Source organism: Acidobacteriota bacterium, assembly GCA_028875575.1.
Lineage (GTDB): Bacteria > Acidobacteriota > Terriglobia > Versatilivoradales > Versatilivoraceae > Versatilivorator.
On record JAPPDF010000042.1, the window covers coordinates 66796 to 93362 of the forward strand.

The 26567-nt window shown below is 62.7% G+C and carries 25 protein-coding genes and 1 pseudogene; 16 read left to right on the plus strand and 10 right to left on the minus strand.

Annotation, left to right across the window (positions count from 1 at the left end):
* Window positions 1-20 precede the first annotated feature (20 nt).
* The 9 genes from OXI69_06285 to cofE all read left to right on the plus strand — a co-directional run bounded on the left by OXI69_06285 (window position 21) and on the right by cofE (window position 7861).
* Window positions 21-755: an aldolase gene (locus tag OXI69_06285; protein MDE2665740.1), complete on the plus strand. Its 735-nt coding sequence runs from the start codon at window positions 21-23 to the stop codon at window positions 753-755.
* 17 nt (window positions 756-772) lie between these two features.
* Window positions 773-1516, plus strand: a complete 744-nt coding sequence (locus tag OXI69_06290) for an MBL fold metallo-hydrolase (GenBank protein ID MDE2665741.1) — start codon at window positions 773-775, stop codon at window positions 1514-1516.
* 22 nt (window positions 1517-1538) lie between these two features.
* Window positions 1539-2834: a cysteine desulfurase-like protein gene (locus OXI69_06295; protein ID MDE2665742.1), complete on the plus strand. Its 1296-nt coding sequence runs from the start codon at window positions 1539-1541 to the stop codon at window positions 2832-2834.
* A 45-nt stretch (window positions 2835-2879) separates the two neighbouring features.
* Window positions 2880-4229 carry a cytosine permease gene (locus OXI69_06300; GenBank protein MDE2665743.1) on the plus strand — a complete coding sequence of 450 codons (1350 nt, stop codon included), beginning with the start codon at window positions 2880-2882 and terminating at the stop codon, window positions 4227-4229.
* 7 nt (window positions 4230-4236) lie between these two features.
* Window positions 4237-4380, plus strand: coding sequence for a hypothetical protein (locus tag OXI69_06305; GenBank protein MDE2665744.1), 144 nt, complete (start codon window positions 4237-4239; stop codon window positions 4378-4380).
* Between the two features lie 34 nt (window positions 4381-4414).
* On the plus strand, window positions 4415-5086 hold the full coding sequence (gene npdG, locus OXI69_06310) for an NADPH-dependent F420 reductase (protein MDE2665745.1): 672 nt from the start codon (window positions 4415-4417) through the stop codon (window positions 5084-5086).
* 423 nt (window positions 5087-5509) lie between these two features.
* Complete coding sequence (gene cofD, locus OXI69_06315) at window positions 5510-6442, plus strand: 2-phospho-L-lactate transferase (GenBank protein MDE2665746.1); 933 nt, start codon at window positions 5510-5512, stop codon at window positions 6440-6442.
* Window positions 6436-7119 carry a 2-phospho-L-lactate guanylyltransferase gene (gene cofC / locus OXI69_06320; protein MDE2665747.1) on the plus strand — a complete coding sequence of 228 codons (684 nt, stop codon included), beginning with the start codon at window positions 6436-6438 and terminating at the stop codon, window positions 7117-7119. The genes cofD and cofC overlap by 7 nt, the downstream gene beginning before the upstream one ends.
* The gene (gene cofE / locus OXI69_06325) at window positions 7106-7861 is read left to right on the plus strand and encodes a coenzyme F420-0:L-glutamate ligase (GenBank protein ID MDE2665748.1); all 756 of its coding nucleotides are present in this window, start codon (window positions 7106-7108) and stop codon (window positions 7859-7861) included. The genes cofC and cofE overlap by 14 nt, the downstream gene beginning before the upstream one ends.
* A 69-nt stretch (window positions 7862-7930) precedes the next feature.
* Here cofE and OXI69_06330 read toward each other — a convergent pair whose 3' ends face one another.
* Window positions 7931-8158 carry a BrnA antitoxin family protein gene (locus OXI69_06330; GenBank protein MDE2665749.1) on the minus strand — a complete coding sequence of 76 codons (228 nt, stop codon included), beginning with the start codon at window positions 8156-8158 and terminating at the stop codon, window positions 7931-7933.
* Entirely contained in the window at window positions 8142-8411 is a 270-nt protein-coding gene (locus OXI69_06335; protein ID MDE2665750.1) for a BrnT family toxin, read from the minus strand. Before OXI69_06335 ends, OXI69_06330 begins: the two co-directional genes overlap by 17 nt.
* A 171-nt stretch (window positions 8412-8582) precedes the next feature.
* Between OXI69_06335 and OXI69_06340 the strand changes: the two genes are divergently transcribed.
* From OXI69_06340 to OXI69_06350, 3 genes are all read left to right on the plus strand, one after another.
* Window positions 8583-10424: a DUF1549 domain-containing protein gene (locus OXI69_06340; protein MDE2665751.1), complete on the plus strand. Its 1842-nt coding sequence runs from the start codon at window positions 8583-8585 to the stop codon at window positions 10422-10424.
* Window positions 10425-10499: 75 nt separating this feature from the next.
* Complete coding sequence (locus OXI69_06345; protein MDE2665752.1) at window positions 10500-11909, plus strand: DUF1501 domain-containing protein; 1410 nt, start codon at window positions 10500-10502, stop codon at window positions 11907-11909.
* Between the two features lie 172 nt (window positions 11910-12081).
* Complete coding sequence (locus OXI69_06350; GenBank protein ID MDE2665753.1) at window positions 12082-12792, plus strand: SUMF1/EgtB/PvdO family nonheme iron enzyme; 711 nt, start codon at window positions 12082-12084, stop codon at window positions 12790-12792.
* A gap of 605 nt (window positions 12793-13397) precedes the next feature.
* Here OXI69_06350 and OXI69_06355 read toward each other — a convergent pair.
* Window positions 13398-14081, minus strand: coding sequence for a tetratricopeptide repeat protein (locus OXI69_06355; GenBank protein ID MDE2665754.1), 684 nt, complete (start codon window positions 14079-14081; stop codon window positions 13398-13400).
* Between the two features lie 49 nt (window positions 14082-14130).
* On the minus strand, window positions 14131-15030 hold the full coding sequence (locus OXI69_06360) for a tetratricopeptide repeat protein (protein MDE2665755.1): 900 nt from the start codon (window positions 15028-15030) through the stop codon (window positions 14131-14133).
* Window positions 15031-15450: 420 nt separating this feature from the next.
* Here OXI69_06360 and OXI69_06365 point away from each other — a divergent pair, with 420 nt between their 5' ends.
* Complete coding sequence (locus tag OXI69_06365) at window positions 15451-15798, plus strand: cupin domain-containing protein (GenBank protein ID MDE2665756.1); 348 nt, start codon at window positions 15451-15453, stop codon at window positions 15796-15798.
* 102 nt (window positions 15799-15900) lie between these two features.
* Here the strand turns inward: OXI69_06365 and OXI69_06370 are convergent, their stop codons facing one another.
* From OXI69_06370 to OXI69_06395, 6 genes are all read right to left on the minus strand, one after another.
* Window positions 15901-16863: an alpha/beta hydrolase gene (locus OXI69_06370; GenBank protein ID MDE2665757.1), complete on the minus strand. Its 963-nt coding sequence runs from the start codon at window positions 16861-16863 to the stop codon at window positions 15901-15903.
* A gap of 661 nt (window positions 16864-17524) precedes the next feature.
* Window positions 17525-18838, minus strand: coding sequence for a 5-amino-6-(D-ribitylamino)uracil--L-tyrosine 4-hydroxyphenyl transferase CofH (cofH, locus tag OXI69_06375; protein ID MDE2665758.1), 1314 nt, complete (start codon window positions 18836-18838; stop codon window positions 17525-17527).
* On the minus strand, window positions 18832-19977 hold the full coding sequence (gene cofG, locus OXI69_06380) for a 7,8-didemethyl-8-hydroxy-5-deazariboflavin synthase CofG (protein MDE2665759.1): 1146 nt from the start codon (window positions 19975-19977) through the stop codon (window positions 18832-18834). The genes cofH and cofG overlap by 7 nt, the downstream gene beginning before the upstream one ends.
* Before the next feature lie 9 nt (window positions 19978-19986).
* Window positions 19987-20361 carry a (2Fe-2S) ferredoxin domain-containing protein gene (locus OXI69_06385; GenBank protein ID MDE2665760.1) on the minus strand — a complete coding sequence of 125 codons (375 nt, stop codon included), beginning with the start codon at window positions 20359-20361 and terminating at the stop codon, window positions 19987-19989.
* Window positions 20362-20430: 69 nt separating this feature from the next.
* Window positions 20431-21975 (minus strand): SagB/ThcOx family dehydrogenase, encoded by a 1545-nt coding sequence (locus OXI69_06390; protein MDE2665761.1) that lies wholly within the window; start codon window positions 21973-21975, stop codon window positions 20431-20433.
* 41 nt (window positions 21976-22016) lie between these two features.
* Window positions 22017-22508 carry a pyridoxamine 5'-phosphate oxidase family protein gene (locus OXI69_06395; protein MDE2665762.1) on the minus strand — a complete coding sequence of 164 codons (492 nt, stop codon included), beginning with the start codon at window positions 22506-22508 and terminating at the stop codon, window positions 22017-22019.
* A gap of 374 nt (window positions 22509-22882) precedes the next feature.
* Between OXI69_06395 and OXI69_06400 the strand changes: the two are divergent.
* From OXI69_06400 to OXI69_06410, 3 genes and pseudogenes are all read left to right on the plus strand, one after another.
* Window positions 22883-24061, plus strand: a pseudogene (locus tag OXI69_06400) (peptide MFS transporter).
* A gap of 348 nt (window positions 24062-24409) precedes the next feature.
* Window positions 24410-25006 (plus strand): hypothetical protein, encoded by a 597-nt coding sequence (locus OXI69_06405; GenBank protein MDE2665763.1) that lies wholly within the window; start codon window positions 24410-24412, stop codon window positions 25004-25006.
* A 67-nt stretch (window positions 25007-25073) separates the two neighbouring features.
* Window positions 25074-26390, plus strand: coding sequence for an MFS transporter (locus OXI69_06410; protein MDE2665764.1), 1317 nt, complete (start codon window positions 25074-25076; stop codon window positions 26388-26390).
* Window positions 26391-26567 lie beyond the last annotated feature (177 nt).

A 26567-nucleotide genomic window follows, 5' to 3' on the forward strand; every position in this document is an offset into this window, starting at 1 on the left:
CTCCCTGAAAGGAATCCACCATCACACCCGAGGAAATCAGACAGGCGCGGATTGACCTGACCGCCGCCCTCCGCTGGGCTGCACGTCTGGGGCTGAGCGAGGGGATCTGCAACCACTTCAGCCTGGCGGTTTCGAACGACGGGCACCAGTTTCTGGTCAATCCCATGGGCTTCCACTGGAGCGAGCTGTCCGCCAGCGACCTGGTCCTGGCCGACAAGGACCGCCGCATCCTTGAGGGCAGCAACTCCGTGGAAGATTCGGCCTTCTTCATTCACTCCCGCATACACATGGCCAAGCCCCGGGCTCGCTGCGTGCTGCACACCCACATGCCCTACGCCACCGCCATCTGTCTGCTGCAGCAAGGCAGGCTTCTGATGGCCTCGCAAAATGCCCTCCGCTTCTACGGGCGGGTAGCCTATATCGACGAGTATCGCGGGTTGGCCTTTGAAAGCGCGGAGGGGGACCGCCTGGCCGCGGCCATGGGCGACCACGATGTGGCCTTTCTGGGCGCCCACGGGGTGATTGTGACCGGGCCCACGGTTTGGGACGCCTTCGACGACCTCTACTATCTGGAACGGGCCTGCGAGTCCCAGTTCATTGTTCAATCTTCCGGACAGCGACTCCGGGAAATTCCGGAGTCCACCGTCAAGGAAGTGGCTCCCGTGATGCAGGGGGGTCTGGCGACCATGCGGAGCCTGCACTTCCAGGCCATCCGGCGCATCCTGGACCGGGAAGAACCGGAGTATGCGAGATAGCATCAGGAGGCTGATTCATGAAGGTGACTGAGACGGTTTTCCTGGTGGGTGGAGGCGAGACCGAGACGGTCTTTACCGACCGCATGGATTGCAATGTCTACCTCATGCGGGCCGGGGACCTCTACCTGCTGATCGATGCCGGGGGCGGGATGGGCGCCGACCAGGTCGTGGAGAATATCCGCGGGCACGGCGTGGACCCCGCCCGGGTGGAATGGTTGCTGCTTACCCACGCTCACGGAGACCATGCCGCCGGAGCCGCGCCCCTGAAGCAACGGCTGCCCAACCTGAAAGTGGCCCTCTCGGCGGAAGCCGCCGGCTGGCTGCGCAGCGGCGACGAAAAGGCCATCAACCTGGACAAGGGACGCTCCACCGGAATGTATCCCCCCGAGTTCCAGTTTCTGCCCTGCCCGGTGGACCTGGAGCTTCACGACAACCAGGAAGTGGAACTGGGCGGCAAGGTCTTCCGGGTGGTGGCGACTCCCGGCCACTGCGCGGGCCATATGTCCTTCCTGGTGGAGGATGGGGGCAAGCGTGCCCTCTTCGCCGGCGACGCCATCTTTCCCGAAGGCAAGATCCTTCTGCAGAACATCGGGGACTGCGACCTTCACCAATCGATGAGGAGCGTGGAGCGGCTGGCCCGGCTCCGTCCCGACCATCTGTTTGCGGGACATCGGCCGCCGGTCGTGGACGATGCGGCCGCCCATTTCAAGCCCGCCACCGACCGGATCGAGGCGCTGGTCCCGCCCTGGAACCTCTTCTAGAAAGCCGACCGCATCCCGGTCCATGCCAATGGCCCGGGCCAACCTGGAGATCTGCCCCTTGCTTGACCTGGATTCGATCCGAGAACAATTCCCATCGCTGGAACGCACCGTAAACAACCACCCGGCCGTCTTTTTCGATGGCCCGGGTGGGACCCAGATTCCCCGGCAGGTCATGGATGCCGTAGCTCACTACTACATGGCCATGAACTGCAACATCGAGGGAACCTTCGTCACCAGCGAGGACACCGACCGCATGCTGATAGAAGCCGACCAGGCCATGGTCGATTTCCTCAACGCCCGCTCCATCGATGAAATAGCCTTCGGTCTGAACATGACCACCCACACCTACAACGTGAGCCGGGCCATCGGCAAGACGCTGCAGCCCGGCGACGAACTGGTGGTGACCGTGCTGGACCACGAAGCCAACGTCTCTCCCTGGCAGGCCCTGGAGGAGCACGGCGCCAAGGTGCACTGCATCGACATCCACCCGGAGGATTGCACCCTCGACATGGAAGAGCTGGAGTCGAAGCTCAACTCGAGGACCAAGGTGGTGGCGATCGGCTACGCCTCCAACGCGGTCGGCACCGTCAACCCGGTGGGGGAAGTGATCGAGAAAGCGCACCAGGTTGGAGCGCTGGTCTACGTGGACGCTGTGCATTACGCTCCGCACGGACCGATCGACGTGCAGGCACTGGACTGCGATCTGATGGCCCTCTCGGTCTACAAGTTTTTCGGTCCCCACGTGGGTGTACTCTACGGCAAACAGGAAGTGCTGGAGCGGCTTCCGGCCTACAAGATCAGGCCGGCCAAGCCTCGCTTCGAAATCGGCACTCAGAATCACGAAGGGATCGCCGGGAGCCTGGCCGCCGTCGAATACCTGGCAGAACTGGGCCGCCAGCAGGGCGGCGCCTACCGGGACCGTTACCCACAGCTTGAGGGCAGGCGCTTGCACGTGAAGACCTGCCTGTCCGCCATCGAGAGCTATGAGCGCCCCCTGTTCCAACGGTTGCTGGACGGCCTGGAGCAGATCAAGGGTTTGAAGATGTGGGGTGTCACCGACCGCAACCGGCTCCACTGCCGCACACCCACGGCGGCCTTTACGGTTCCGGGATTTTCTCCCCGGGAGATCACCGCCGAGATGGGCAAGAAGGGATTTTTCCTTTGGGAAGGGGACTTCTACGCCCAGGCACTGATCGAACGGCTGGGGTTGTTCGACTCCGGCGGGGTCGTGCGGTTGGGGCTGGTGCATTACAATACGGCCGAGGAAGTCGACCGTTGTCTATCCGCGTTGGAGGCGGTGGTTCTGGCGCGGTCCTGACGCCGAACGCGTCCGAGAGAGACACGCTGAAAGGAGCGTTTCATCTTGTCGACACAGAGCGGGAGCGCCGAGTCAGGGGCGGTAGTTGGCGACGCCGCCCGTTCCAAGGTGCCACTTTCGAGGAGGCTCAGCTACTGGAACAACTCCATCATTCTCTGGGGATGGGTGCTGGTGCTGTCCAGCTTCGTTGTGGGAGGAATCGTCGGCCAGTCCTTTCCCTTGAAGTTGTCCATGCCCATTATCTTCTTCGGGACCTTGAGCAACGGGATCGTGGGAGCCCTGATCGGGGCCGCCGCCGCCCGGACCGGGTATTCCAGCGCGCTCCTCTACCGCTACACCTTCGGGCGCAAGGGAGTGGTACTGCCCAATGTGCTGATGGGATTGACCAGCATGGGCTGGTTTTCGGTCATTCTGAACATGACTCGGGACGGTCTCACCGGACATTGGGGTTGGGAGGCCGGCTCGGCTCCCTGGTTGATCTCCACCATCGCCATCGGGGTCCTGTTCATCGTTCCGGCGGTGGTGCGCATCCGCTGGATTGCCTACGTGGACTGGATTGCCGTGCCCGGTTTCCTGGTCCTGGTCTTCATGATCATCGACGCCACGCTCACGCGCGCGGGTGGATTCGGTGTGTTGTGGAACAAGTGGTTCGATCCCACCGCGCCTGCCTTCATCGGGTTCGATATGGCGGCCGGCGGTTGGCTGGTCGGGGTGACCATCATTTCCGACATGGCCCGCTTCTGGAAAAACGGCAAGCAGGCCTTGGTGGGGATCCTGACGGCCTACGCCGGACTGGTCACCATGCAGTATTGGGGGGGAGCCATCGGAGCCGCCTTCACGGGTGAGTTCAATGTATTCATCATGGCTCAGGCCCTGGGCCTGCCCTTTGTGGTCTGGGTGTTCGGCTGGTTCGGCGCCCAGTCCACGGTGCAGGGAGGCACCTACGCGGCCGGACTGGCATTTTCGGCGCCTCCCATTCCCATGGTCTGGGGACAGGAATTCACCCGCCGTCTGGCCACGGCGGGCGCAGGGCTGGTTGGCATGGTGGGGAGCTTCGTGGGGCTGGACCGGTTCGTGAACTGGTATGTCCAGTTTCTGGGCTGGGTGGTGGCCCCCATCGCCATGACGGTGATCCTGGACTACTGGGCCTTTCCGGAAAGGCGGAAACGCTACCAGAGCGCCAAGGGAGCGGACATGAACCTCAATCCCGCCGCCTACGTGGCCTGGCTGGTGGGTTTCCTGGTCGGGTTCTATGTGGGGCAGAACCAGCTTTTCAGCGGTCTGCTCAGTTCCATGGCGGCTTCGGGCCTGGTCTACTACGTATGGATGAAGGGTTCGCTGGCCCGGGGGATGACGCCCGAGCAGCAGATGGGACTAGCTCCAAGCAAGGGCTGAGACTATGGTGACCGTTCTGGATTGGTTCATGGTGGCGCTGGAGATGGCGATCCTGCTGTGGGCGATTCGCCTGGTGTGGAAGGCCGAGCGGGAGGAACCGACCGAAAGCATCATCCCGGCCACCGACAGGGACGTTGAACTGGTGGAGTAGGCGACGGGCCGTTGGAGGCTCCGCGGAGGCCTGAATGCGGATCGGCATTCTGGGCGGGACCGGGCCCGAGGGCAGGGGCTTGGCGTTGCGCCTGAGTCAGGCGGGATACCCGGTGATCATCGGTTCCCGCAAACCGGATCAGGCGGCCCTGAAGGCCGAGGAGCTGCGGCTTCGTTTGAAGGAGGAGGGCGGCTCGGCAGCCGACGTCTCCGGCTTGGAGAATTCAAGGGTCGTCGAAACCTGCGAGACCGTTTTCATCGCGGCGCCGTTCGAGCACGCCGCCGACCTGCTGGCCAGTTGTCGCGGCCGTTTCCGACAGGGACAGATCGTCGTAGACGTGACCGTTCCCCTGCAGTTTCGGGAGAAGCGCCTGCAACTGAGGGAATTGCCCGAGCCTTCCGCCAGCGAGCACCTGGCCGGGGTCCTGCCGGAGGGTATTCCCCTGGTGGGAGCCTTCAAGACCATTCCGGCCCACCTTCTGGAAGATCTGAGCCAACGGCTCGATTGTCACGTCTTTGTCTGCGGAGATTCCCCCGAGGCTCGGGGGCGGATCATCCGGATTGCCTCCGGGATCGAAGGGCTGTCGCCGCTGGACGTGGGTCCGCTGAGGCAGGCCGCAACCCTGGAGCGCATGACGCTGCTGGCGATTCAAATCAACAAGCGCCACCGGGTGCACCATTCCCGGTTTCGCGTGGTCGGTCTCTAACCTGCAACCCCGCCAACCTCAACACCGCACGACGCCCGGCTGTGTCGGCCCGGGTTACCGAGACTGACCCCGTCGGACAATCCCGCTAGTGTTCTGTAACAGAAATAGGGTTGCCATCTTTCGGAGCGCAACGGCGCCGGATTCTAGGAGCGACGACGAGGGAATGCCATTCATTGCGAGGAGGAGCGACGACGAAGACGGTGCCGTTGCGCCCGAACCCGGAGGGCCGATGGAGGTTCCGGGACGATTGAGCCCAACGGTGCCTTTTGGCTTAACCGCAACGGTCCTCTCCTACCGACCGTTCCCCGGTGGAACCTCCATCGGAGATGGTAACCTTGTTTCTGTTACAGGACACTAGACTGGTGCGCAGGCCGGGGAACCGGGAAGTGGTGTCGATCAGGCGTCGACTGGACGGGGGACAGGGTGAGTACCCAAGGCGTGGTGGTGCTGGCCGGCGGCGTGGGAGCCTCGAAGTTCCTGGTGGGGCTCAACCGGGTCATCCCGCCCGAGCAGATCACTATAATCGGCAACACCGGGGACGACTTCAAGGTGTGCGGGCTCCGGATCTGCCCCGACCTGGACACCATCACCTACACCCTCACGGGAAAGGTGAATTCCTCCAGCGGCTGGGGCGTCGCCGGGGATGACTTCCACTGCCTGGAGTGGCTGCAGGCCTATGGTGCTCCGAGCTGGTTTCAGTTGGGGGACCGGGACCTGGCCACCCATCTCTGGCGGACCCACCTGCTGGAGCAGGGGTTGGGCCTGGCAGAGGTCACGGCCAGAATCGGCCGCACCTGGGGGTTGCGCAGCCTGCTCCTGCCGATGACCGAGTCCTACACGCCCACTCGGGTCCTGACCGACCAGGGAGATCTCCACCTGCAGGAATACCTGGTGCGGGAACAGTGCCGTCCCCGGGTGCTCCAGGTGAGCTACCGGCAGGTGGAGCAGAGTCGGATGTCCCCGGGACTCCCGGAACGGGTGGCCGGGGCCAGCCGGGTTGTGATTGCTCCCAGCAATCCCCTGATCAGCATTGGACCCATCCTGGCGGTTCCCGGCATGAAGGAACTCCTGCGGGACTCCGGTCTGCCGGTCACCGCGGTCAGCCCGCTGGTGGGGGGCAGGGCACTGAAGGGACCCGCGGCCAAGATGCTGAAGGAGCTGGGTCATCCGGCCTCGGCCCTGGGCGTTGCCCGCATGCTGCAGGGGGTTGTCGATCAGTTCGTGATCGACACTCGGGACAAGGCCCTGAAGAAAGATATCGAGGGCCTGGGAATGCAAGTCAAGGTCACCAACACCGTCATGGCCGGCCTGGCCGACAAGGTGGCCCTGGCACAAGCAGTCATGGGGCCGTGGTGAAGGTCGTCCTTCTTCCCGTCAAGGATCCGGAGCGATCCAAGCAACGCCTGGCCGGGCTGCTCTCTCCCGGGGAGCGGACTCAACTGGTCTGGGCCATGCTGGAAGACGTCTGCGCGGCCGTCCGCGGGTGCCGTCTGGCCGATCGTGTAGTGGTGGTGGCCCGCGACCCGGAAGTGGCAACCTATGCGGTTGGCAACGGTTGGGAGGTGTTTCGGGAAACCGGGCAGGTTTCCGAGAGCCGTTCCGTGGACTGGGCTTCGAGGAAGCTGGAAGCGCAGGGGGCCGAAGCGGTGCTCCGGCTGCCGGTGGACGTTCCCCTGGTGCAAGCCCGGGACCTGGATGCCCTCATCGATCCAGCCACCCGAGGACCCGAGGCCGTGCTGGTGCCCTCCCACGATGGGCTGGGAACCAACGCCTTGCTGCGCTCGCCGCCCTTGATGTTCCCCTCCAGGTTCGGCGCCGACAGCCTGCAAAAACACCTGCGGGAAGCGCGCCTCCGGGGGGTCGGGGTGCTGGTCAGGAAGATGCCGAGGTTGGCCCTGGATCTCGACCTGGCCTCAGACCTGCTGCGATTCCGCGGGTTGGGAGAGGGAACCGCCACCCAGGCCCTTCTGCACAACCTGGGAGTGGGAGAGAGGTTGGCGGATCTGAATCGAGGCACCCATGCAGGTTCCTGAGTACAGGGTCATCGGCATTCCCGGTTTGCCGGAAGTCCGGCAGGGGAGCGAACTGGGCGGGCTCATCTGCGGGGCCGTTCGGGGCGCCTCCCTGGAAGTGCTGGAAGGAGATATCTTTGTGGTCACCCAGAAAGTCGTCTCCAAGGATGAGGGGAGAACGATTCGCCTGGAGTCGGTCAATCCTTCCCGCCTGGCTCGCAGCTGGGCGGGCGAGCTGGACAAGGACCCGGCCCTGGTCGAGATCATCCTCGGCCAGTCCCGCCGTATCGTCAGGATGGACCAGGGTCGGCTGATCGTGGAGACCCATCACGGGTTCGTTTGCGCCAACGCCGGAGTGGACCAGTCCAACACGGCTGCCGGCGAGGTCACCCTCCTGCCGGAGGATCCCGACGCCTCGGCCCGCCGCCTTCGGAGCTGCCTGGAGAAGAGCTTTGGGACCCGCCTGGCCGTGATCGTTTCCGACACCTTCGGCCGGCCCTGGCGCGAAGGGCTGGTGAACGTCGCCATCGGGGTGGCCGGCCTGCTCCCTCTGATGGACTACCGGGGCGGGCTCGACAGTGCCGGTCGTCCGCTGGAGGCCACCGCCATGGCCTGGGCCGACGAGCTGGCCGGGGCAGCCGAGCCGGTCATGGGGAAGACCCGCGGCATCCCGGTGGCCATCGTCCGTGGACTGACCTATCCGGCAGCCGAGGGCTCGGCTCGTTCGCTGATTCGGACGCCGGAGCGGGATCTCTTCAGGTAATGGGGCTCAGCCCGAAAATAACATCCGGACGCTGGAAGCAGGACGAAAGCCGGCAAATCTTCAGTAGCTTTACCTACTCCCGATCCACTCGCGAAGCGCCTCGTCGATCCGTGTCTGCCAGCCCTTACCTCCTGCACGGAAGTGATCGATCACATCCTGTGACAGCCGGATGGTGGTCGATACTTTCGGCTTGGCAACCGGCGGGCGACCCCGCCGAACAGCCACCTTGGCAAACTTCTCCGGCCAGCCATCCCTCGACAGGTCGGGTGCGGTATCCGAGTCAAAATCTTTCGCCATAGAGTCTTTGCTCTCGATCGTTTGCCTTCCTCATGCTGATGATCCGGGCTCCGACTTTGCGGCGAGTCCAGACGACAACGACCATAGAGGCATCGAGAAAACCGACGGTGATAAGTCGGTCCTCGCCATAATCTCGTCGGTCATCCTCAACGGTCAGCGTCGCGCCGGAGAACACCTCTCCAGCCCGAGCCATGTCCAGCCCGCTCGCCTTAAGCGTGGCCGCGCGCTTTGCCGCATCGAACTCAATCTGCATAATTTATGTTACTACGATAAATTGGGTTGTCAACCACGCGACCTCCTCCTGGAGAGGAATGCGGGCTGGAAACCGGTCTTGAAACGTCTTTGGCCGATCCTATATTCAAATTGACACTCTGACGGGGCGGGCGTACGATGTGTTTAACTGCCCTTACCTTAGAAGCCTCTTATGAAGCAGGTCGGAAATATACTTGCATGGGTGCTGCTGACAGCTTCGATGCTGTCGGCGCAGGAACAAGGCAAGCCGCGCGAGGCTCGTCCCGAGGCCCTAAGCCCGGAGAAGTTTTCCGAGGCGCATGGTTCCTTGTTCGACCGTCCCAAGTCGAACGAAGCGGCGGAGTTGACGGATCGGCTGCTCGGGTCCGAACCGGGCTCGCAGCCGGGCACCGTAAAGCGGCGGAACTTCATTGACGATCACATCTTCGGAAAGATGGAGCGCGATGGCGTGCCGCATGCGCGGCCGGCGTCGGACATCGAGTTCCTGCGGCGCGTCACGCTCGACTTGACAGGGCGCATCCCGACTCGGACGGAAGTGCGTGCCTTCCTGGCGGACAAGGATCCAGACAAACGAGACACGCTGATCGACCGGTTGCTCGACGGCGAAGAGTACGTGGAGAAGTGGGCCTACCACTTCATGGACCTGTTTCGCGCCAACGGCAAGATGGGACGCGGTCAACACCTCTTCCACTTCTGGATGAAGCAGAACCTGCGCGCCGACAGGCCCTACGACCAGGTTGCCTACGACATCATCTCGGCATCGGCCAAGAGCAACCACGTGGTGGCTGCCTCGAACGTGATCGCGCGGGAGCACATCCAGGGGGCGCCGCAGCCCAAGGACGGTGACGACCTCGGCATGGTGCATCAGCTCGATACCCACGATGAGCTGGCGATTCACTACGCCAAGATCTTCATGGGACTGAACCTGTCCTGCATTTCATGCCACGACGGGCAAGGACACCTCGAGGAGGTGAACGTCTGGCTGAGCACCAAGAGTCGGGCGGAGTTCTTCCAACTGGCTGCTTTCCTGGGCCGTTCGCGGTATCAGATGTATTTCGAGAACGGCCAGCCGCAGTCGGGGGAGTTTCTACTGGATGACGGCAGTCCCGGCTACGATACCGAGGGCGAGAGCATGGTTCGCGTCGCACGGCTGGGCGGGCCGGATAATCCGGTGTTCCTGCTGAGCGGCGAAGAGCCGCAGCCCGGCGAGGAACCGCGCGAGGCGCTGGGACGGATATTGACCGCGCACCCTCAGTTCGCTCGCGGCACGGTGAACCGCTTCTGGGCCAAGTTGATGGGCTTCGGGATCGTCGAGCCGTTCGACGAGTTCGATTTGCTGCGACAGGACCCGGACAACCTGCCCGAAGGCTGGGAGTTGCAGCCGTCGCACCCCGAGTTGCTGGAAGAGTTGGCCCGGAGTTTTCGCGAGAGCAACTACAGCATCAAGGAGTTGATGCGAACGATCACCAGGTCGAGCGCCTACCGGTTGTCGGCACGGTTCCAGGGTGAATGGAGTGATTCGTACGCGCCGTACTTCGCACGCAAGTTCGTGCGGCGGCTGGGTGCCGAGGAGCTGCACGACGCGATTGCCCTGGCTACCGACCGCCCCGGGGACTTCAAGTTTGGGGATAACAAGGTGGGGCTGACATTGAAGCTGGCCGGGCCTCCGGGCGCCCGCGATGTGCGCACGTTCCTGCGGACGTTCGGCCAGTCGGACCGCAATACGCCGCCTCGGGAGGTTCCCGGTTCGCTGCTGCATCCGTTGGCCCTGATGCAGTCGCCGGTGGTGACGGATCGGGTCATCGCCAAGGAAGACAGCCGCCTGAAGAAGCTGCTCGACAGCTACGACAACGATCGGGTGGTCGACGAGATGTTCCTGGGGACGCTTTCGCGTCCACCGTCGAGCGAGGAGAAAACGGTTGCTCTGGCGGCCTTGAACACGGACCGGGTCAGCGGAGCGGAAAACCTGCAGTGGGCGCTGATCAATAGCGTGGAGTTCTTCTTCAATTACTAGCGGGGAAACGGGCACGCTATGCCGTGCCCCCGGGTTGGCGGAGGTCGCACCAGCTTGTGTCAGGGAGGTGTTCTGATGAAGGAGCCCAGGAAAGTAGGAGATCTGCTGAGAACGCGACGCGATTTGCTGCGGCTGGGCGGACTCGGTCTTCTTGGCGCCTCGATCGACGGGGTGTGGCCGCTGCAGGTATCCGCCAGGCCATCCGGCGCCAGGGTACAGCCCCGCGGAACGGCTCGGAACGTTCTCTTCTATGAGATGTCGGGCGCGATCAGCCACGTCGACTCATACGATTTCAAGGAAAGCGCGGGGACGGCCAAGGACCTCGCGACCACGCAGTTGGCCCCGGACCTGCATATGTCGCAGCTCCTGCTGCCGAAGATGTCGAAGCACATGGATAAACTTGCCGTGGTGCGATCGATGCAGAGCCATGAAGAGGTTCACTTCCGGGCGCAGTACTACCTGCAGACCGGCCGGCAGATGAACCTGGCCTTTGCGCGCGAGATTCCCGCCATTGGCTCGGTGATCGCGGCCGAGCTGGAAGAGCGGCGGCGTCCGACCGACACCTTCCCCACTTACCTGTCGTTCAACCTGGAGAAGGGTTCAGCCGGGGCCCTGTCAACAGGATTCCTTCCGGCGCGATTCTCGGTGGTTGACATCAATACCGAGGCGGTGACGGATTCACCCTCGCTCGATCGGAAGGTGGTGGAACTGCTGGAACAGCGTTGGGCGCTCTTGAGCAAGTTGCGCGATGTCAGGCACAAGCGGCTTTCCGGTCTCGGGCGGAAAATGCTGGGCTACGACGACTTCTACGACGCAGCCTATGGCCTGCTGTCGGATGAGCGCTGGCCGGCGGCCTTTCGCATCACCGAAGAAGACAAGGAGCGCTACGGAACCCACCAGGCCGGAGTCTCTTCGATCCTGGCGCGGAACGTGTTGGCGCAGGATGCCGGAACCCACTACATCCACATCTGCCACTCCGGCTGGGACCACCACACCCACATTTGGGATCGTTCCAAAGACTCGAATCACTACATTCTCTGCGCCCAGTACGATCAGGCGTTCTCGGCCTTGCTCGAGGATCTTGCCAGGATTCGGTCGAAGACCAATTCAGAGATGACCCTGCTCGACGAGACCCTGGTCGTCAATATGAGCGAGTTCGGTCGGACACCGGGCCCGCTCAACAACATGCACGGGCGTGACCATCACAACCCGGTCTACCCGGCGCTGTTCGCGGGCGCGGGTGTGAGGGGTGGCGTGCGGCACGGTGCGTCGGATGCGGATGGCGCGACCTGCGCGGAGACGGGTTGGGCTCACAAGGAACAGCCACGCAACGAGAACGTTCTGGCGACCATCTACTCGGCCCTGGGGATTGACTGGTCCAAGGAGATCCGCAACACGCCTTCGGGACGTCCCTATGTCTATGTTGATCCGCTGGGTGCGAACGGCTACATCCCGACGGACGAGATTTCGGAAATCTACGGTTAGCTCCTGCGTAGATCAGCTTCGTTCCCCCCAACCTTCAGTTGTTGTTGCTCCCTGCAACAAGGACCGGCACGAAAGCCGGTTCGGCCCGCCTTGGCGTAAGCGCCACATTCTTTGGTTGTCCTGTTTACTGGTCGTGGTCGCGGTGATGCCTCTTGGCGCCGCCGATTCGGGGATGGTCTATGTCCCCGGCGGAGAGTTTCTGCGGGGGCGGTCCCATTCGCTTCCGGATGATGACATGAAACGGCGGTCGACACTGCTCAAGGACGATCGGCCAACGAAGAAGATCCAGGTCGGGCCGTTCTACCTCGATGAGCATGAGGTGACCAACGAGGCCTATGGGCGGTTTCTCGAGGCGACAGGGCGGCAACCACCGTTCCATTGGGTGGACGGCGAGATCGCGGAGGGCGAGGAGAAACATCCGGTTGTGAACGTGAATTGGCATGAGGCGGCGTCCTACTGCGAGTCCCTGGGGAAACGCCTTCCCACGGAGGCCGAATGGGAGCGGGCGGCGCGTGGGTTGGGCGAAGGGGTGAAGTTTCCCTGGGGGAACGAGGAGCCGGCCAAGGGCCGGCAGGCACACTTCAATGTGCTCGACGGCACACGCGCCGTCTGCCGGTTGCCGAAGAATACGTTCGGACTGTGCGACATGGCGGGTAATGTGTGGGAGTGGTGCTCCGACCGCTATGAGCGGCTCTACTACGAGCGGTCTCCCCAGAAGAATCCAGGCGGCCCGGCTGAGGGAATGTACCGCGTGCTGCGTGGGGGGTCGTGGGCGGATGCGGCGAAGTACTTGACTTGCGCCTATCGAAGTTTCGCGCGACCGCGGGAGCGGAGTCCCAATATCGGGTTTCGGTGTGCCAAGGGTTTCTCGCGGAGGCCGTAAATTCCGCTTAGCGCGCTAGCCCATCTTTTTGTTCAATAACGTTCCCTTACCTTCGCTCCTTCCAAAGGAACTGGGGTCTTTCGCCCTCGACCCAACAAGACACACCCCGACGATAAGATGCGCTTTGCCCTTTGAGAGAAAATAGGTTGAGGGGCTGGGCAGACCGAGATATTGAGTTCTGGCCGGCGGGTCAGTGCGAGAAGGGACTGGGGTTCCTGCTTGCTTCTGCACAGCTTCGGATTGGATAAACCAACAGCCAGGGACGCCTTCCATACATCAACAGAAAAGGTGCGAAAACCAATCGGCAACCCAGCCTTCACTTTCGTGATACGCCGTCAAGCACGCGTCCCACACAAAAAGGATCGGGTAAATAATCGCAGCATTGCGGAGCGCTAAGCGTAGAAGCTGCCCTCTCGTCATGTTTCTGCTACGCGTCCGTGCGCCGAGCACACTACCGACGACTATCCCTGTTGCCATTAGAATTAACATTGCAATTGGCATCAAATCGTTGTGTCTTGGTTGCTACGACCCGGGCATTGAAGCTGTAGGCGTTAGGCTCTGCTGGCCGAAATTAGACCCAAACAACATCTCCTCGTTGTTCCCCTTCAGCGAAAATCGGGGCGTTTGGTGTCCTGCCAAAGCCGGGCGGCCAGTATTAGGGCCTGTTCAAGTTCTTTGCCGGTCATCTCGGCTTTGACTCTTTCCTTGTACCCAAAGGTTCGCTGGTCTCCACCGTAGGCACCCAGACTCATCCAGGCGTACGCTTTCACCAGGTCTTTTTCGCCGGCCTCGCCGGTGTAGAACATCCAGCCCAGGCGGCCTTGAGCCTGGGCAAACCCTTGGCGGGCAGAGAGTTCCAGCCAGTACCGGGCCTTCCTGTAGTGCTTGGGTACTTCCCCGTACCCTGCGAAATGGAAAAGTCCAAGGCGCCACTGGGCCAGCGGGTTCCCTTGCTCGGCCGCCAGGGTGTACCACTTCACGGCCTCGCTGTGGTTGGCGAGAGTGTACTCGCCGTGTTCGTAGGTGCGTCCAAGGGCCAGTTGGGCGTCGGGATTGCCGGCTTCGGCAGCCACCCGCAACCAACTTCGGCCCCGGCGGGGTTTTTTTCGCAGCTCTGCTCGCCGATCCTCGGGGCCATAACGGGCGAGCACGGCTAGGTTGTATTGCGCTTCGGAGTCTCCGGCAACAGCGGCGGCCCACGTTTCCTCGATGTCCTCTATCTGCGCGGGTGAGCTTTGAGCGACGGCCAGGACCAAGGCCAAGGCCAAAGCGGGAGTGGTGGGTTTCATCGATCACCTTCCTTTCGCAACGGATCTCTATCGGAAGTATCGGGGGCGGCTACTGAGAATGTGAGGCCTGGATTCGTTCCTTGAGCTCGGCGGCCAGTTCCTCGGCTTCCGACAGTTCCTCGGCGGTCATCTGCTCTGCGAGCGTGTCCATGATCCGGTCAGCTTTCCTGCCATGAAAGCCGCAATGCGTGGTAGCAAGAAGCAGCCAGCCGTAGGCTTTCACGTGATCCTGCGGCGTGCCTTGCCCATTGGCGTAGAGTTGGGCAAGGCTGACCTGAGCCGCAGCCAGGTTCTGCTCGGCGGCCGCCAGAAGCCACTTCACCGCCTGGTTGTGGTCCTGGGGTACAGCCAAACCGTCGGCGTACATGCGGCTCAGTTTCAACTGAGCTATGGCGGTACCCTGCTCGGCAGAGATCCGGATCCACTTCAGCGCTTCATTGTGATCCTGAGGCACTCCCTTGCCTGTCCAGTACATGGAACCAAGCATGTGTTGCGCTCCAACCTCTCCTTGCTCGGCAACCTTCTGGTACCAGCTCGCCGCCTTCCGGTACCACTTCTCCGCCTCCCGTTCATTCTTGGGTACGCCCTGACCCGATTCGTACATGAGACCCAGCTTGTGGATGCCACCAACATCTCCGGCCTCGGCAGCTCTGCGATACCATTTCGCCGCCTCCTCGTAGTTCCACTTTACCCCCGCACCGTGAGCGTACATCTCGCCCAGCCTGAATTGAGCCCTGGAATGCCCCTGCTCGGCGGCCCGGCGATACCACTTCACGGCCTCTTCGCTGTCCTGAGGCACTCCACGCCCAAAGGAGTACATCTGGCCGAGGCTGAATTGAATCACAGCATCTCCCCCCTCCGCAGCCTTGCGCAGTTGCTCGATGTCCTGAGACTGGGCGAAGCCCGGTTGATGCCACCAAAGAATGACCAAGGCTCCGAGGAACAGCATCAGCCTCCCTCTGCAAGCATTACCGTTGGGAAAGATTCCCATCAGGCACCTCCGGATTCCGTCAGCTTTGTCGGGTAGGGTGTGGGTTATCTATATCCAGTATACCCGTGAGTCCTGAGTTTTGCCTGCTTAACATAACGGGAGGTTTTCGGAAGTCCGTGGGACCGGAAAGAAGAGGAAGCAGGGGAGGTTGTAGAAAAAGGAGAGGATGTTGCATGGCCGGAAAAAACCTTGCTCACACTGAACGGGTGGAGAACGGACACAGACCCATCACTTGGCGAGCCACTCGAGCACCATCATCGCCAAGGGATCAAGATAACCGCGAATTCACCTTATTCCACTAATTCAACAACGTCCCCTGGTTGGCCTGACTTAGAGGGTGGTACCATTCGTGAGGACGGGTCAATGATCGAGGGTGCCATGAATCAATCGACGCGAGCCGCACACGTGAGTTTCGAGGAGGCGGTATCAAAGGGCCCCCCTCCTGCCGGCAATCTGGCCGTTCCCATCTTCTCCCATGGGTCGCTCGAGGTGGAGATATACCAGCCCGAGGGCCGGGATCTGCAAGAGCCGCATCTTCGCGACGAAGTGTACCTGGTGGCTCGGGGGAGGGGAGTCTTCTTCGACGGCGAACAGCGACACGCGGTCGAGCCCGGCTCCTTTCTGTTCGTAGCCGCCGGTCAACTGCATCGATTTGAAGATTTCTCTTCCGATTTCGCGGTTTGGGTACTGTTCTATGGCCCTGAGGGCGGTGAGTCTGATACCTGACCAGGCCGTGTGCACGTGAACCCGCCACTACCGGTGGAATTCCAACCGGAACATCACTCAAACAATCCTATCGCCCAGGTATTACAGAACCGCCAATCCAAATTATTCAACAACGTTCCCTGCTTGCCCCCGAGCGGATTCCACGACGCGGCGAACCGCATCCACCACCATGTCGGGTTCGTCCTGGTGGATGAAATGACCGGCTCCATCGACGACCTGCCACTCGCTGTTGTCGGACAGTTCCGTAAACTCTTCCTGCATCGCATGCCAGAATTCCATTCTGCGCCGTCCCTCCGTAAGCACAACAAGCGGCTTTCGCCCGAGTCTCGGGCGATCCTCGGCAGCCTGGTTCAGGCTTTCCCGCAGGCCCTCCAACTCCGACGCCATGGCCCGAAACGATCGTGTCGTCGCCAGTACTTCCTTCTCCATCGCCCGCACTGAGCCGGGACGGGATTCCGGGTTGCCGCTCGGCACATCGATTATGAAACGAGCAATGCCAAGCGGTGCCAGAAGCTTCAGTCTAAAGGCGACACGACCCATCCGATCCAGGCTCCCTGGGCGACGGGCCAGGTTGGGGTGCGATGAGTCGACCAGCACCATTCCGGCCACTTCGTCCGGGAACCGGCTGGCATGGAATTGCACGACCAGGCCGCCGAAGGAGTGGCCGGCCAGAACGTACGGCGGGTCCACACCAGCGGTACGGAGCAGGTCCCTGAGCTCTCCGGCGATGTTGCTGATGGTACGGGGTTCCGGTCCGGCCTCGCTCCATCCGTATCCGGCCCTGTCATACGCGCACACCCTCGCGAACGAGGCGATGTCACCCATCACCGAGGTCCACCCGAGAGAGGTGCCGGGAATCGCCGACTCAAGAATGACGGCAGGGCTCCCTTGCCCCTGACAGAGCAGGTGCACCTGACGCCCATCCACAACCACCATCTCCCCAGGCGGCCGGTTCCGCAACAATGCGAGATGCGAAAGCAACCACTGGAGCGATGTTGCCACTACCAAGGCCAGGATCAGGGCTCCACCGCCCCAAAAGAGCGCGCGTTTTAAGAGTTTTCTCATCGGAGGTTATCCTGGGATTCTCACCGCAGGTAGAGGGTGAGATCGTGTCAGGGAAGCAAGGGCCGTTCTTGAATTGCCGGAAGAACTTAGTTCCCAGTAAATATTGGAAGAGGTCGAATGGAGATCGGACATAGATCCTTAGCCAGGAAAACCACTTCAACGCGTTCGTCGCCAAGAAATCACAGAACCGCTAATCAAACTGTTTCCAATTATTCAACAACGTCATCTGGTTGCCGCTCAAAATAGATACTGGCCGTTGCCCCGACGCCTGAGCCGTCATGCTCCGGCAGCTCTACCAATTGACACCGCTGGTTTCGTTTTTGTTCCCTGATAGGTTCCGAAAAAAGACTCTACGTATACTCCTTGGTCCGCATTTCTCAGTGCACCTCCCATTTCAGAATTCGGCAGGTTGCTCTTTTTGAAGCAAGTACGCAGATTCCAGAAGCAGAACCGATACCCAGTCGGTGTCACACCAAACTGCCGGAATATGAGGGTGCCCGCTGGCGCCCCTGGGCGGCGAAGCAACAGATTTTTCCGAGTCTTTCTTCGTGCCTCTTCGTTGTCATTCGTGTCCCTTCCTGGATAACTCCTTTTTTGTCCTTTGCGGAGTACCCCTCTTTCCGAGAATCGTTGCTTCCTATCCCCCGATAAAAATTGCTTGTTAGTGGTTTGTGCGGCTGCCCCTGCTACTGAACCGAAACTCGTCCTGCTGTATGAGCTGGTGGTAGGAGCCGAAGGGGTCCTTGCGGCTATCGTCCAGATTGTCGAGGGGGTCCCGGCCGTCCTGGCTTTCGTCCGTGAAGCGGCGCAGGGTGGCGTAGAGGGTGGAGCGGAGGGCGGGGGTGCGGCCGACCTCGCGGATGCAGCGGCGGAGGTCGCGGGGGCGGACCAGTTGGCCGTGGGGGGAGCCCGCGGCCGTGGAGATGCTTTCGTTCATCAGGGTTCCCCCGAAATCGTTGGCGCCGCTTTCGAGGCAGGCCTGGCCGAGCGCCAGGCCCTCCTTGACCCAGGAGGCCTGGATGTTGGGGATGTCGCGATTCAGGACCAGGCGGGCGATGGCGTGCATCTTCAGCACCTCGCTTCGGTTGGCGCCGGCCCGGATCCCCGGAATTCGCCGGTCGGCGAACATGGGGGCCTCGGAATGGACGAAGCTGAGAGGCACGAACTCGGTAAAGCCACCGCTGCGCCTCTGCAGGTCGCGCAGCAGCAGCAGGTGGCGAGCGCGGTGGCGCGCGGTTTCCAGGTGGCCGTACATGATGGTGGAGCTGGTGCGGATTCCCAGGGAGTGAGCCGTGGTCACCACCTTGATCCATTGATCGGTGCTGATTCGCCCGGGGGCGATGATCTTACGGACCCGGTCGTCCAGGATCTCGGCCGAGGTGCCCGGCAGACTGCCGATTCCGGCCTCGTTCAGTTCCCGCAGGTAGTCGTGGATGCTCAAGCGGGACTGCCTGGACCCGTAGAGGATTTCTTCCGGGGAAAAGGCGTGCAGGTGGATTGCCGGCGCCGCCTCCTTTACCGTCCGGCAGAGCTCGATGTAGTAACGCCCGTCCATGCCGGGAGGCAGGCCCGCCTGAATGCAGACCTCGGAGGCGCCGTAGCGCTCTGCTTCCAGGGTCCGCCTCACGATTTCCTCGGACGGAAGATGGTAGCCCTCGGTGCTGGCCGCCGTGCGGCTGAAGGCGCAGAAGCCGCATCGCTTGACGCAGACGTTGGTGAAGTTGATGTTGCGATTCACCACGTAGGTCACATCGTCGCCCACGGTCTGCCATCGCAGGAAGTCGGCAGTCCTGAAAAGCACCTCGTAGTCGACTTCTCCTGCCTGGAAGAGGTGGACCACTTGCGACTCCGAGGGATCCCGACCTTGCAGGCACCGCTCAATGGCCCGGGCCACGGGAGGCGTTGCTTGTCCCAGGGCGGATTCCACCTGGGCTTGACTCCTGAGCGCTCCCACTGGTTTTCCCTGGGTCAACATGGCCGTTTCTCCCAAAGCGGCTCGAGTGCGGCCTGGGGCACGAACCCCTCGGCATCGGCTTCGGCCTGCAGGCGACTCTCCAAGGCAGGCGGCAAGCCGTTGTTCCCGTTTCGAATGAATTCGGGATACAGGGGGAAGCGGGCCCTCAGCCGGAAGTTCCTGTCTTCCACCTGGCGCCGCAGCTGGGCCAGGTGGGGCCAGGGGGCTTCCGGGTTGACATGGTCAATGGTAACCGGTGAGATGCCGCCCCAGTCGTTGATGCCCGCGCCCAGAAACTCCAGGTAGCCGTTCTCTCGACCCGAACCGCTCAGGTTGGGCGGCACCTGGATGTTCATGTCCGGCCCCAGAATAATCCTGGCTTCGGCAACGGTCCGGAGCGTCTCCTCGGTGGAAAGCTCGTTGGCCCACCTCATGGGTGTAGCCGCCTTGGCCCGGAAATTCTGAATAATGACTTCCTGGATGTGCCCGTAGCGCTGGTGAAGTTCACCGATCAGTTGCAAGGCCTCCTTTCGTTCCTGGGCGGTCTCTCCGATGCCCACCAGCAAGCCGGTCGTCACCGGGATCTTCAACTTCCCGGCGGCGCTCAGGGTGTCCAGCCGGGCCTGGGGGTGCTTGCTGGGGGCGTGCTCGTGAGGCCCTCCAGGATCGCAGAGCCTGGGGCTGCTGCTCTCCAGCATCAGGCCCAGGGAGACATTCACTGCCTTGAGGGCTTCCAGCTCCGGCGGGACCAGCGTGCCGGCGTTGCTGTGGGGGTAGAGGGAGGTTTCCCGGAGCAACATGCGGCAGATCGACACCAGGTATTCGATGGTGCTGTCGTAGCCCTCTCGGGTAAGCCATTGTGCGGCTTCCGGGTATCGCTCCTCCGGCCGTTCTCCCAATACCAGCAGCGCTTCACGGCATCCCCGTTTCTCTCCCTCCCGGGCCACCGCCAGAACCTCTTCGGGACTCATGTAGGGGGAGCCGAGCCGGCCGGGAGGCTGGCGAAAGACGCAGTAGCCGCAGACATCCCGGCAGAGCTGGGTCAGGGGGAGAAATACCTTGGGCGAGAAGCTGAGGATGCGCCCTTTGCCCCGGTCACGCAGCCGGGAAGCCCGGGCCAGAAGTGCCGGGTAGCGATTGTCGCCGGCTTGGAACTTCATGGTGCCTTCCTAGGAGTCTCCCGGGGAAGGGAGCGGGTGTTCCGTAATCATGAATTCGTCCACCGGCACACCCCCGATCAGGTGCTCCTGGATGATGCGTTCGATCACCTCGGGAGAGCAGGAGTGGTACCAGGTCCCCTCCGGATACACGACGGCGGTGGGCCCTTGCAGACAGATGCGCAGACAGTTGGCCTTGGTGCGGAAGACACCCCCCGGACCGGTCAGATTGAGTTCCTGCAGGCGACTCTTGAGGTAGTTCCAGGATTCCAGGCTGGCGGCCTTTTCGCAGCACTTGGGTTTGGTCTGGTCGCAGCAGAGAAAGATGTGCCGGCGGATCTTGTCGACCCCCAGAGCGGTTGCGGTGTCTTCGAGCTGTTGATTCATGGTTATTGGTCCAGGAGGATTGTTCCGGCCGATTCCGTCCGGCCCGGTTCAATCCGGACGGAGACGGAGTCAGCCAAGCGACACCAGCTCCCTGCGCCTGCCCTTTCCCAGGGCCATCAGGAATATGGCGCTCTTGCCCCGGGCGTGGGGCGAAAAGAAGGCCGTGACATCGTCGTCGTAGAAGGTCAGCCCGGTGGCTCCCAGCCGCTGGGCGTAGGCCGACAGGTAGAGTCTTCCCCCCAGCAGGCCCGCCTCCAGTTGCAGGGCGCGATAGCCTCGATTGCCGAATCGCTCCAGCACAGGCTCCAGGTCCGCCATGAAGAAGACATCGAAGCTGGCCTCGGCCGGCAAGTCCTGCTCCAGTCCCAGGTAGCCCATCTCCTGGCGAAAGCTGCCCGGGCGCAGCAGCTCCAGTTCCCAGCGGTCACGGTCCAGCCAATAGGCTCCCGAGGGCAGGCCTTCCACTGCGTTGACGGTGACATACCAGTCGTTGAGCAGCCCGCCCCCAGGCTCCAGAAAGTCGGCCGGCAGTTCCTGGGCCGAATAGTAGAGCATGGTGGAGAATGCCTGAAAGGAGACGGGCGCCGGCACAAAGCGGCGGCTCGATCCCCGCCGCCGGATGACGGTCTCCAGGGACTCTTTGGGAATTTCGTCCGGGGAACGCGGGTTCAGGCGAAAGCGTTTGCCCTGGACCGCCTCCGATCGCCGGCCAATGCTCCCGCGCCAGGCGCTCGACTCCTCGGCGGAGCCGATATGGGTGGAGGCGTGCATCTCCCGCATCTCCGGGTAGTCGACCTCGCCGTGGGCAGCGCCGGTCTGTGCCGGCAAGGGTTCCAGCGGGGGACAGTTGTTGGACACTTCCTCCCCGCAACCGCCAATGGCTGCCAGCGACAGGGTGACTTCGCGGTCGGTGTCCAGGCCCAGCAAGCTATTGACCTCCCGGTCGGCAAACCCGAGCACCAGCCGGTGCGGGAAGCCCAAGGCCCGCGACATGGCGAACAGGTTGGCCAGCATGGTTCCGTTGTCCCAACCGAAATGACGGTAGGTGCGGGCCCGGTACTTCCAGGCGTTGCGCCAGTAGGTTCCGGTCGAGACAATGGTCACCGGGGCCCTGGACAGCTGCGGTTCCCGCCCCGAGGCCGCTGCCAGCAGGCACCGGAAGTCGCCCGAACGCAGGCGCTCCAGCGCAAAGTCCCTGGGATCGAAGTGGTAGACGCCCGCCGGCAACCCGTTCAGATCGCCGCAGACCACGTAGAGCTCGATCTCATAGAGCGCTCCCGTGCAGGAGGCCGCCCGAAACAGGATGTCCCCGCCGGGGTAGGGCTTTCGCTTGGTGATGCCGCCGCTGCAATAGAGAAGCCTTGCCAGGCCTTCCAGGTCGGGGACCGACCGGCGTGGGGCGGGAGAATCCAACGGCAGCAGCGACGCCAGGGCAGGGAGCTCGGAGTCCTGCCACTGGCCGGGCAGCGGAATGCGTTGCAGGTCGGAATAGACCTTGAAGGGCTCGGGCCGGGTGGTCCAATCCAGCGTATGGGAACCGAACCGGACGCTGTGGTAGGAGTGCTTGGTCTGCCGGTGATACCGCAGGGCAGCTTGGGTATTGCTGTTTTCCATGGGCCCCGTGGTCCCTTGTTTGCGGTTCGGCGAGGCCTGGTTTACCAATCCGAGTGCTTGTACTTCTTGGCCCAATTGACTCCCTGCCAGGTCTTCATGGTGATCGGTTTCACGAACAGCAGCCAGCGGGGCTCGTTCAATGTCGGCACCAGGTAGTCGGGACCTCGTTCCCCCAGGTAGCGAAGCGCCATCTTGTGCCCGATCTCCACCCAGCGGCCGCCGACGTTGGCTTCCTCCAGCACGGTGGCTTCACCCTTGACCAGAACGCGTCGGTTATAGATGGTGGAGTCGTCGATGCAGAGAAACACACGTCCGTCCCGCTGTATGTGCTTCGCCCAGGCGGAACGGCCTCTGGGGATGATGTAGAAGCCTCCGTCCGCGTACTCGAACCAGCAGGGAACCACGTAGGGCCAGCCGTCCGCATCCAGACACCCCAGCCGGCAGAATTCAGGCCCTGAAAGAAATTCAGCGATCTCGGCTTCATTCAGCTTGCCGACTTTGCCGCGCCAGCTCTCATTCGACTCTTTGTTCATGGAAGACCTCCGGTACGGTTGACCATTTTCAGTTGCATCCGGCCTGGGGAAGATGGGTCCCGCGCGGGACCGCGCACACCGCCGCATTATACGCGAGAATAGTTCTCAGATCTCCTCTTTACGAGTTGGAAAAACAAGAAGTTCCGGGTCCCGCCGGACTGGTGGCGGGGCCATCCCGACCGTCGCCGTGGCGGGAGCATTTCCATTGGCCGAAGGGAGACCCACCCTCCGTTGCAAACCCCGGGGAATTTCCTTATGCTAGCCCTGCGCCAGCCGTTCGGTGAATGAACCCCGGCCGCGCCGAAAGCCGCCATCCCAGCCCTCCAAACCGGAATTCTCCGTAGTCTCGACCCGACGATCAAGGAGCACAGCCGATGAATGCGCAGCAGCCTGGAACCCTGTTCGGACATCCGACCGGCCTGTTCACCCTGTTTTTCGCCGAGATGTGGGAGCGCTTTTCCTTCTACGGGATGCGGGCTCTGCTCCTGTTCTACATGCTCAAGGGCTTCCTGGGGTACGGCGACAGGGATGCCTACGCCATTTACGGCGCCTACACGGCGCTGGTCTACATGACCCCTCTTTTCGGCGGCATGTTGGCCGACCGATTGCTGGGGGCCAGGCGAGCTGTCGTTCTGGGCGGCCTGTTGATGGCCGGCGGTCACCTGATGATGTCGGCGGAAAGCGACGTGGCCTTCTTCCTGGCCCTGGCGCTGCTGATCGTGGGCAATGGATTTTTCAAGCCCAACATCTCGACCATGGTGGGTTCGCTCTATCCTCAGGGCAGCCCCAAGCGGGACACCGGCTTCACCATCTTCTACATGGGGATCAACCTGGGGGCGGCCATGTCGCCCCTGCTGTGCGGCTACATCGGCGAGACCTATGGCTGGCACTACGGCTTCGGACTGGCTACCCTGGGCATGCTCACCGGTCTGGCCGTCTTTGTGGCTCCGGTCCGCATCACCCAGGTTCTGATCATGTCGGGCGCCGTGGCGGCAGCCCTCGGGCTCTTTTACTTCCGGCCTGAAAATCCCTTTTCCACGGGTGTCAATATCTTTGTGGGCATCGCGCTGCTGATCGCGGGCGCGATCGCCTGGGTTGCGCTGGGTCGGGGCGGGCTGCCGGCTGAAGTGGGAGCTCCCTCGGATCCTCAACGGCTGCGCAAGTCGGTGGCCGGTCCGATCTCCGCCGAGTGGTCGGTTTACCTGCTCTCGCTGCTGTCGATTCCCGTGCTGGCGCTGCTGGTTTCGGCCAACCGCAATGTCACCGTCATCCCCTCCGCGGTGGTGGACAGCCTCAAATCCAGCGGCAACGCGATCCTGCAGGTATCCGCCGACGTGCTGGCCCAGATGAGCACGCCCGCCGGCCTCATCCTGATGCTGGCCGGGCTGGTGGCGCTGGTCTACCTGGGCATGGAGACCCTTCGGCTGGACAAGGTGCCCCGGGAACGGATGTACGTGGTGTTGATTCTCACCTTCTTCTCCATGCTCTTCTGGGCCTTTTTCGAACAGGCCGGCAGTTCGGTGAACAACTTTACCGACCGCAATGTCGACCGGGTGGCCGAAGAGCGGCGGCTGGCCGCCGGCGACGTGGGCAGCACCCTCACCTTCCGCATTCCGGTTCAGACCGGAGATCCCGTCCTGATGGGGTTGCCGCTGCTCACCCAGGAGCAGCTCGGCCATCGGAATGCCAGCCCGCGGATGAAGCAACGGATCGAAGAGGCCATCCGCATCGATGAGAAACGCAAGGGAAACCTCGCCGGGCAAGAGGTGGAGCAGTTGGTCGCCTCGGCAACCCGGGATGACCGCTTGACCATGAGCGGCCTCACCTATCTTCGGGCTGCCGCGGGTGAGCCGGGAGGAAGCGTGAAGCTTCAATGGGTTGTGACCCCCGACAACCTCGGCATGGCGATCGGCGGGTCCGAGAGCCCGGCCTCGGTCTTCCAGGCTGTCAATCCGATTTACATCCTTCTGTTCGGGATCGCATTCAGCGCCTTGTGGACGTTTCTGGGGCGGATCGACCTGGAGCCCAGCACGCCCCTCAAGTTCTCCCTGGGACTGCTGCAGTTGGGACTCGGCTTCGGAGCATTCTGGTACGGGGCCCAGGGCGCCGACGAACGGGGCATGGTGGCGCTTGGATGGATCTTCCTGGGGTATTTGCTCCATACCACCGGGGAACTCTGCCTCTCCCCGGTGGGGCTCTCCATGGTGACCCGGCTGTCCCCGGCGCGCCTGGTGAGCACGGTGATGGGAGCCTGGTTCCTGGCGACCGCCTTTTCCCAGTTTCTGGCGGCCATCATCGCCCAGTTCACCGGTGTCACCGAAGGGGGCTATGGTGAGGGCCTGGTCCCGGTACCCAAGGAGACCGTGCACGTCTACGGCGATGTGTTCGGGAGCATCGCACTGACGGCCATTGGGTCGGCTGTGGTCTGCTTCCTCCTGGTGCCTCTGCTGAAGCGCTGGATGCACGAGGGAGCGGTGGAGCCGGCCGAGCAGGGATAGGACCGGGCCGGGATGGGCGACGGGAATGGACCCCGGCGCGCCGAATTTCGGACCCTTGAGCGGCGACATGGCTGAGCGCGACATGAATAGCCCCAACCAGTCGGGACCCTGGTACCGGGGAATGACCGGTTACCACTGGTGGGTCCTGATCGTGGCCTCCCTGGGTTGGCTCTTCGACACCATGGACCAGCGCATCTTTGTGCTGGCCAGGGGGCCGGCGCTGGTGGATCTGCTGCCGCCGGGGACTCCGGCCAGCCAAGTGACCTGGTACGGCGGGGTGGCGACGGCCGTCTTCATGTTGGGGTGGGCCACCGGAGGGTTCGTCTTCGGCATCTTGGGCGACCGCTGGGGACGCGCCAAGACCATGCTGCTGACCATCCTGATCTACTCCGCCTTTACCGGGCTTTCAGCCTTGTCGGTGAGTTGGGTCGATTTCACCTTCTACCGGTTCCTCACCGGACTGGGCGTGGGCGGAGAATTTGCCGCCGGGGTCGCCCTGGTGGCCGAGGTCATGCCCGCCCGTGCCCGCGCCCATGCACTGGGGCTGCTGCAGGCTCTCTCCGCGGTAGGCAACATCCTGGGGTCGGCCATCAGCTTCGTGGTTCTCCCGCTGGGCTGGCGCTATCTGTTCATGGTCGGGGTGTTCCCTTCGCTGCTGGTGGCTGCCGTGCGGAGGAAGCTGAAGGAGCCGGAGGTCTGGCGGAAGGTGCGGGAGGCCGGGGGGACGCAGCTTCGCAGTCAGCTCGGTTCGGTGGGGGAACTGTTTCGAGACCCGCGCTGGAGGCGCCACACCCTGGTGGGCCTCACCCTGGCGATCTCGGGGGTGATCGGTCTTTGGGGGATCGGCTTCTGGTCTCCCGAATTGATCCGGGAAGCTCTGTCCGATGTCTCGGCCGAGACCAGGAGCTGGTACGTGAGCATGGGGACCCTGCTCCAGGACGTCGGCGCCTTCGGCGGCATTTTCGCCTTCACGCTGCTGACCGCCCGGGTGGGGCGGCGGCCCGCCTTCGTGATCGCCTTCCTGCTGGGCCTGGGGGCTACCATCTGGACCTTCGGTTGGCTGGAGAGCCCCGCCCAGGTGCTCTGGATGGTTCCCGTGCTGGGTTTCTGCAACCTGATGGTCTTCGGCGGCTACTCCATATACTTTCCCGAGCTCTACCCGACCCACTTGCGCAGCACCGGGGTGGGCTTCTGTTACAACGTGGGCCGCATCATCGCGGCCGTAGGCCCCTTGACCCTGGGAACGCTGACGGTCCTCTTTGAAGAGGCAGGCTTTGCCAGCCCCTTCCGTTCGGCAGCGATTTCTCTGGCCGGAATCTACCTGGTGGGCGTCTGCGTCCTTCCCGCCGCCCCGGAAACCCGGGGCAGGCCGCTGCCGGAATGACAGCCGTAGAGCAAGCCACCCCGGCCGTCCCCCAAATCGCGCGGGCGCGATCTCCGCGACGTGGCAGATCCATCCAGAAGGACCATCCATCCAACATCGATGCACAGGATGCACAGGATAATCAGGACGTGAGGCTGTTGCACGAGATACTGACTTGGGCGACCCTCGCGTGGGGAT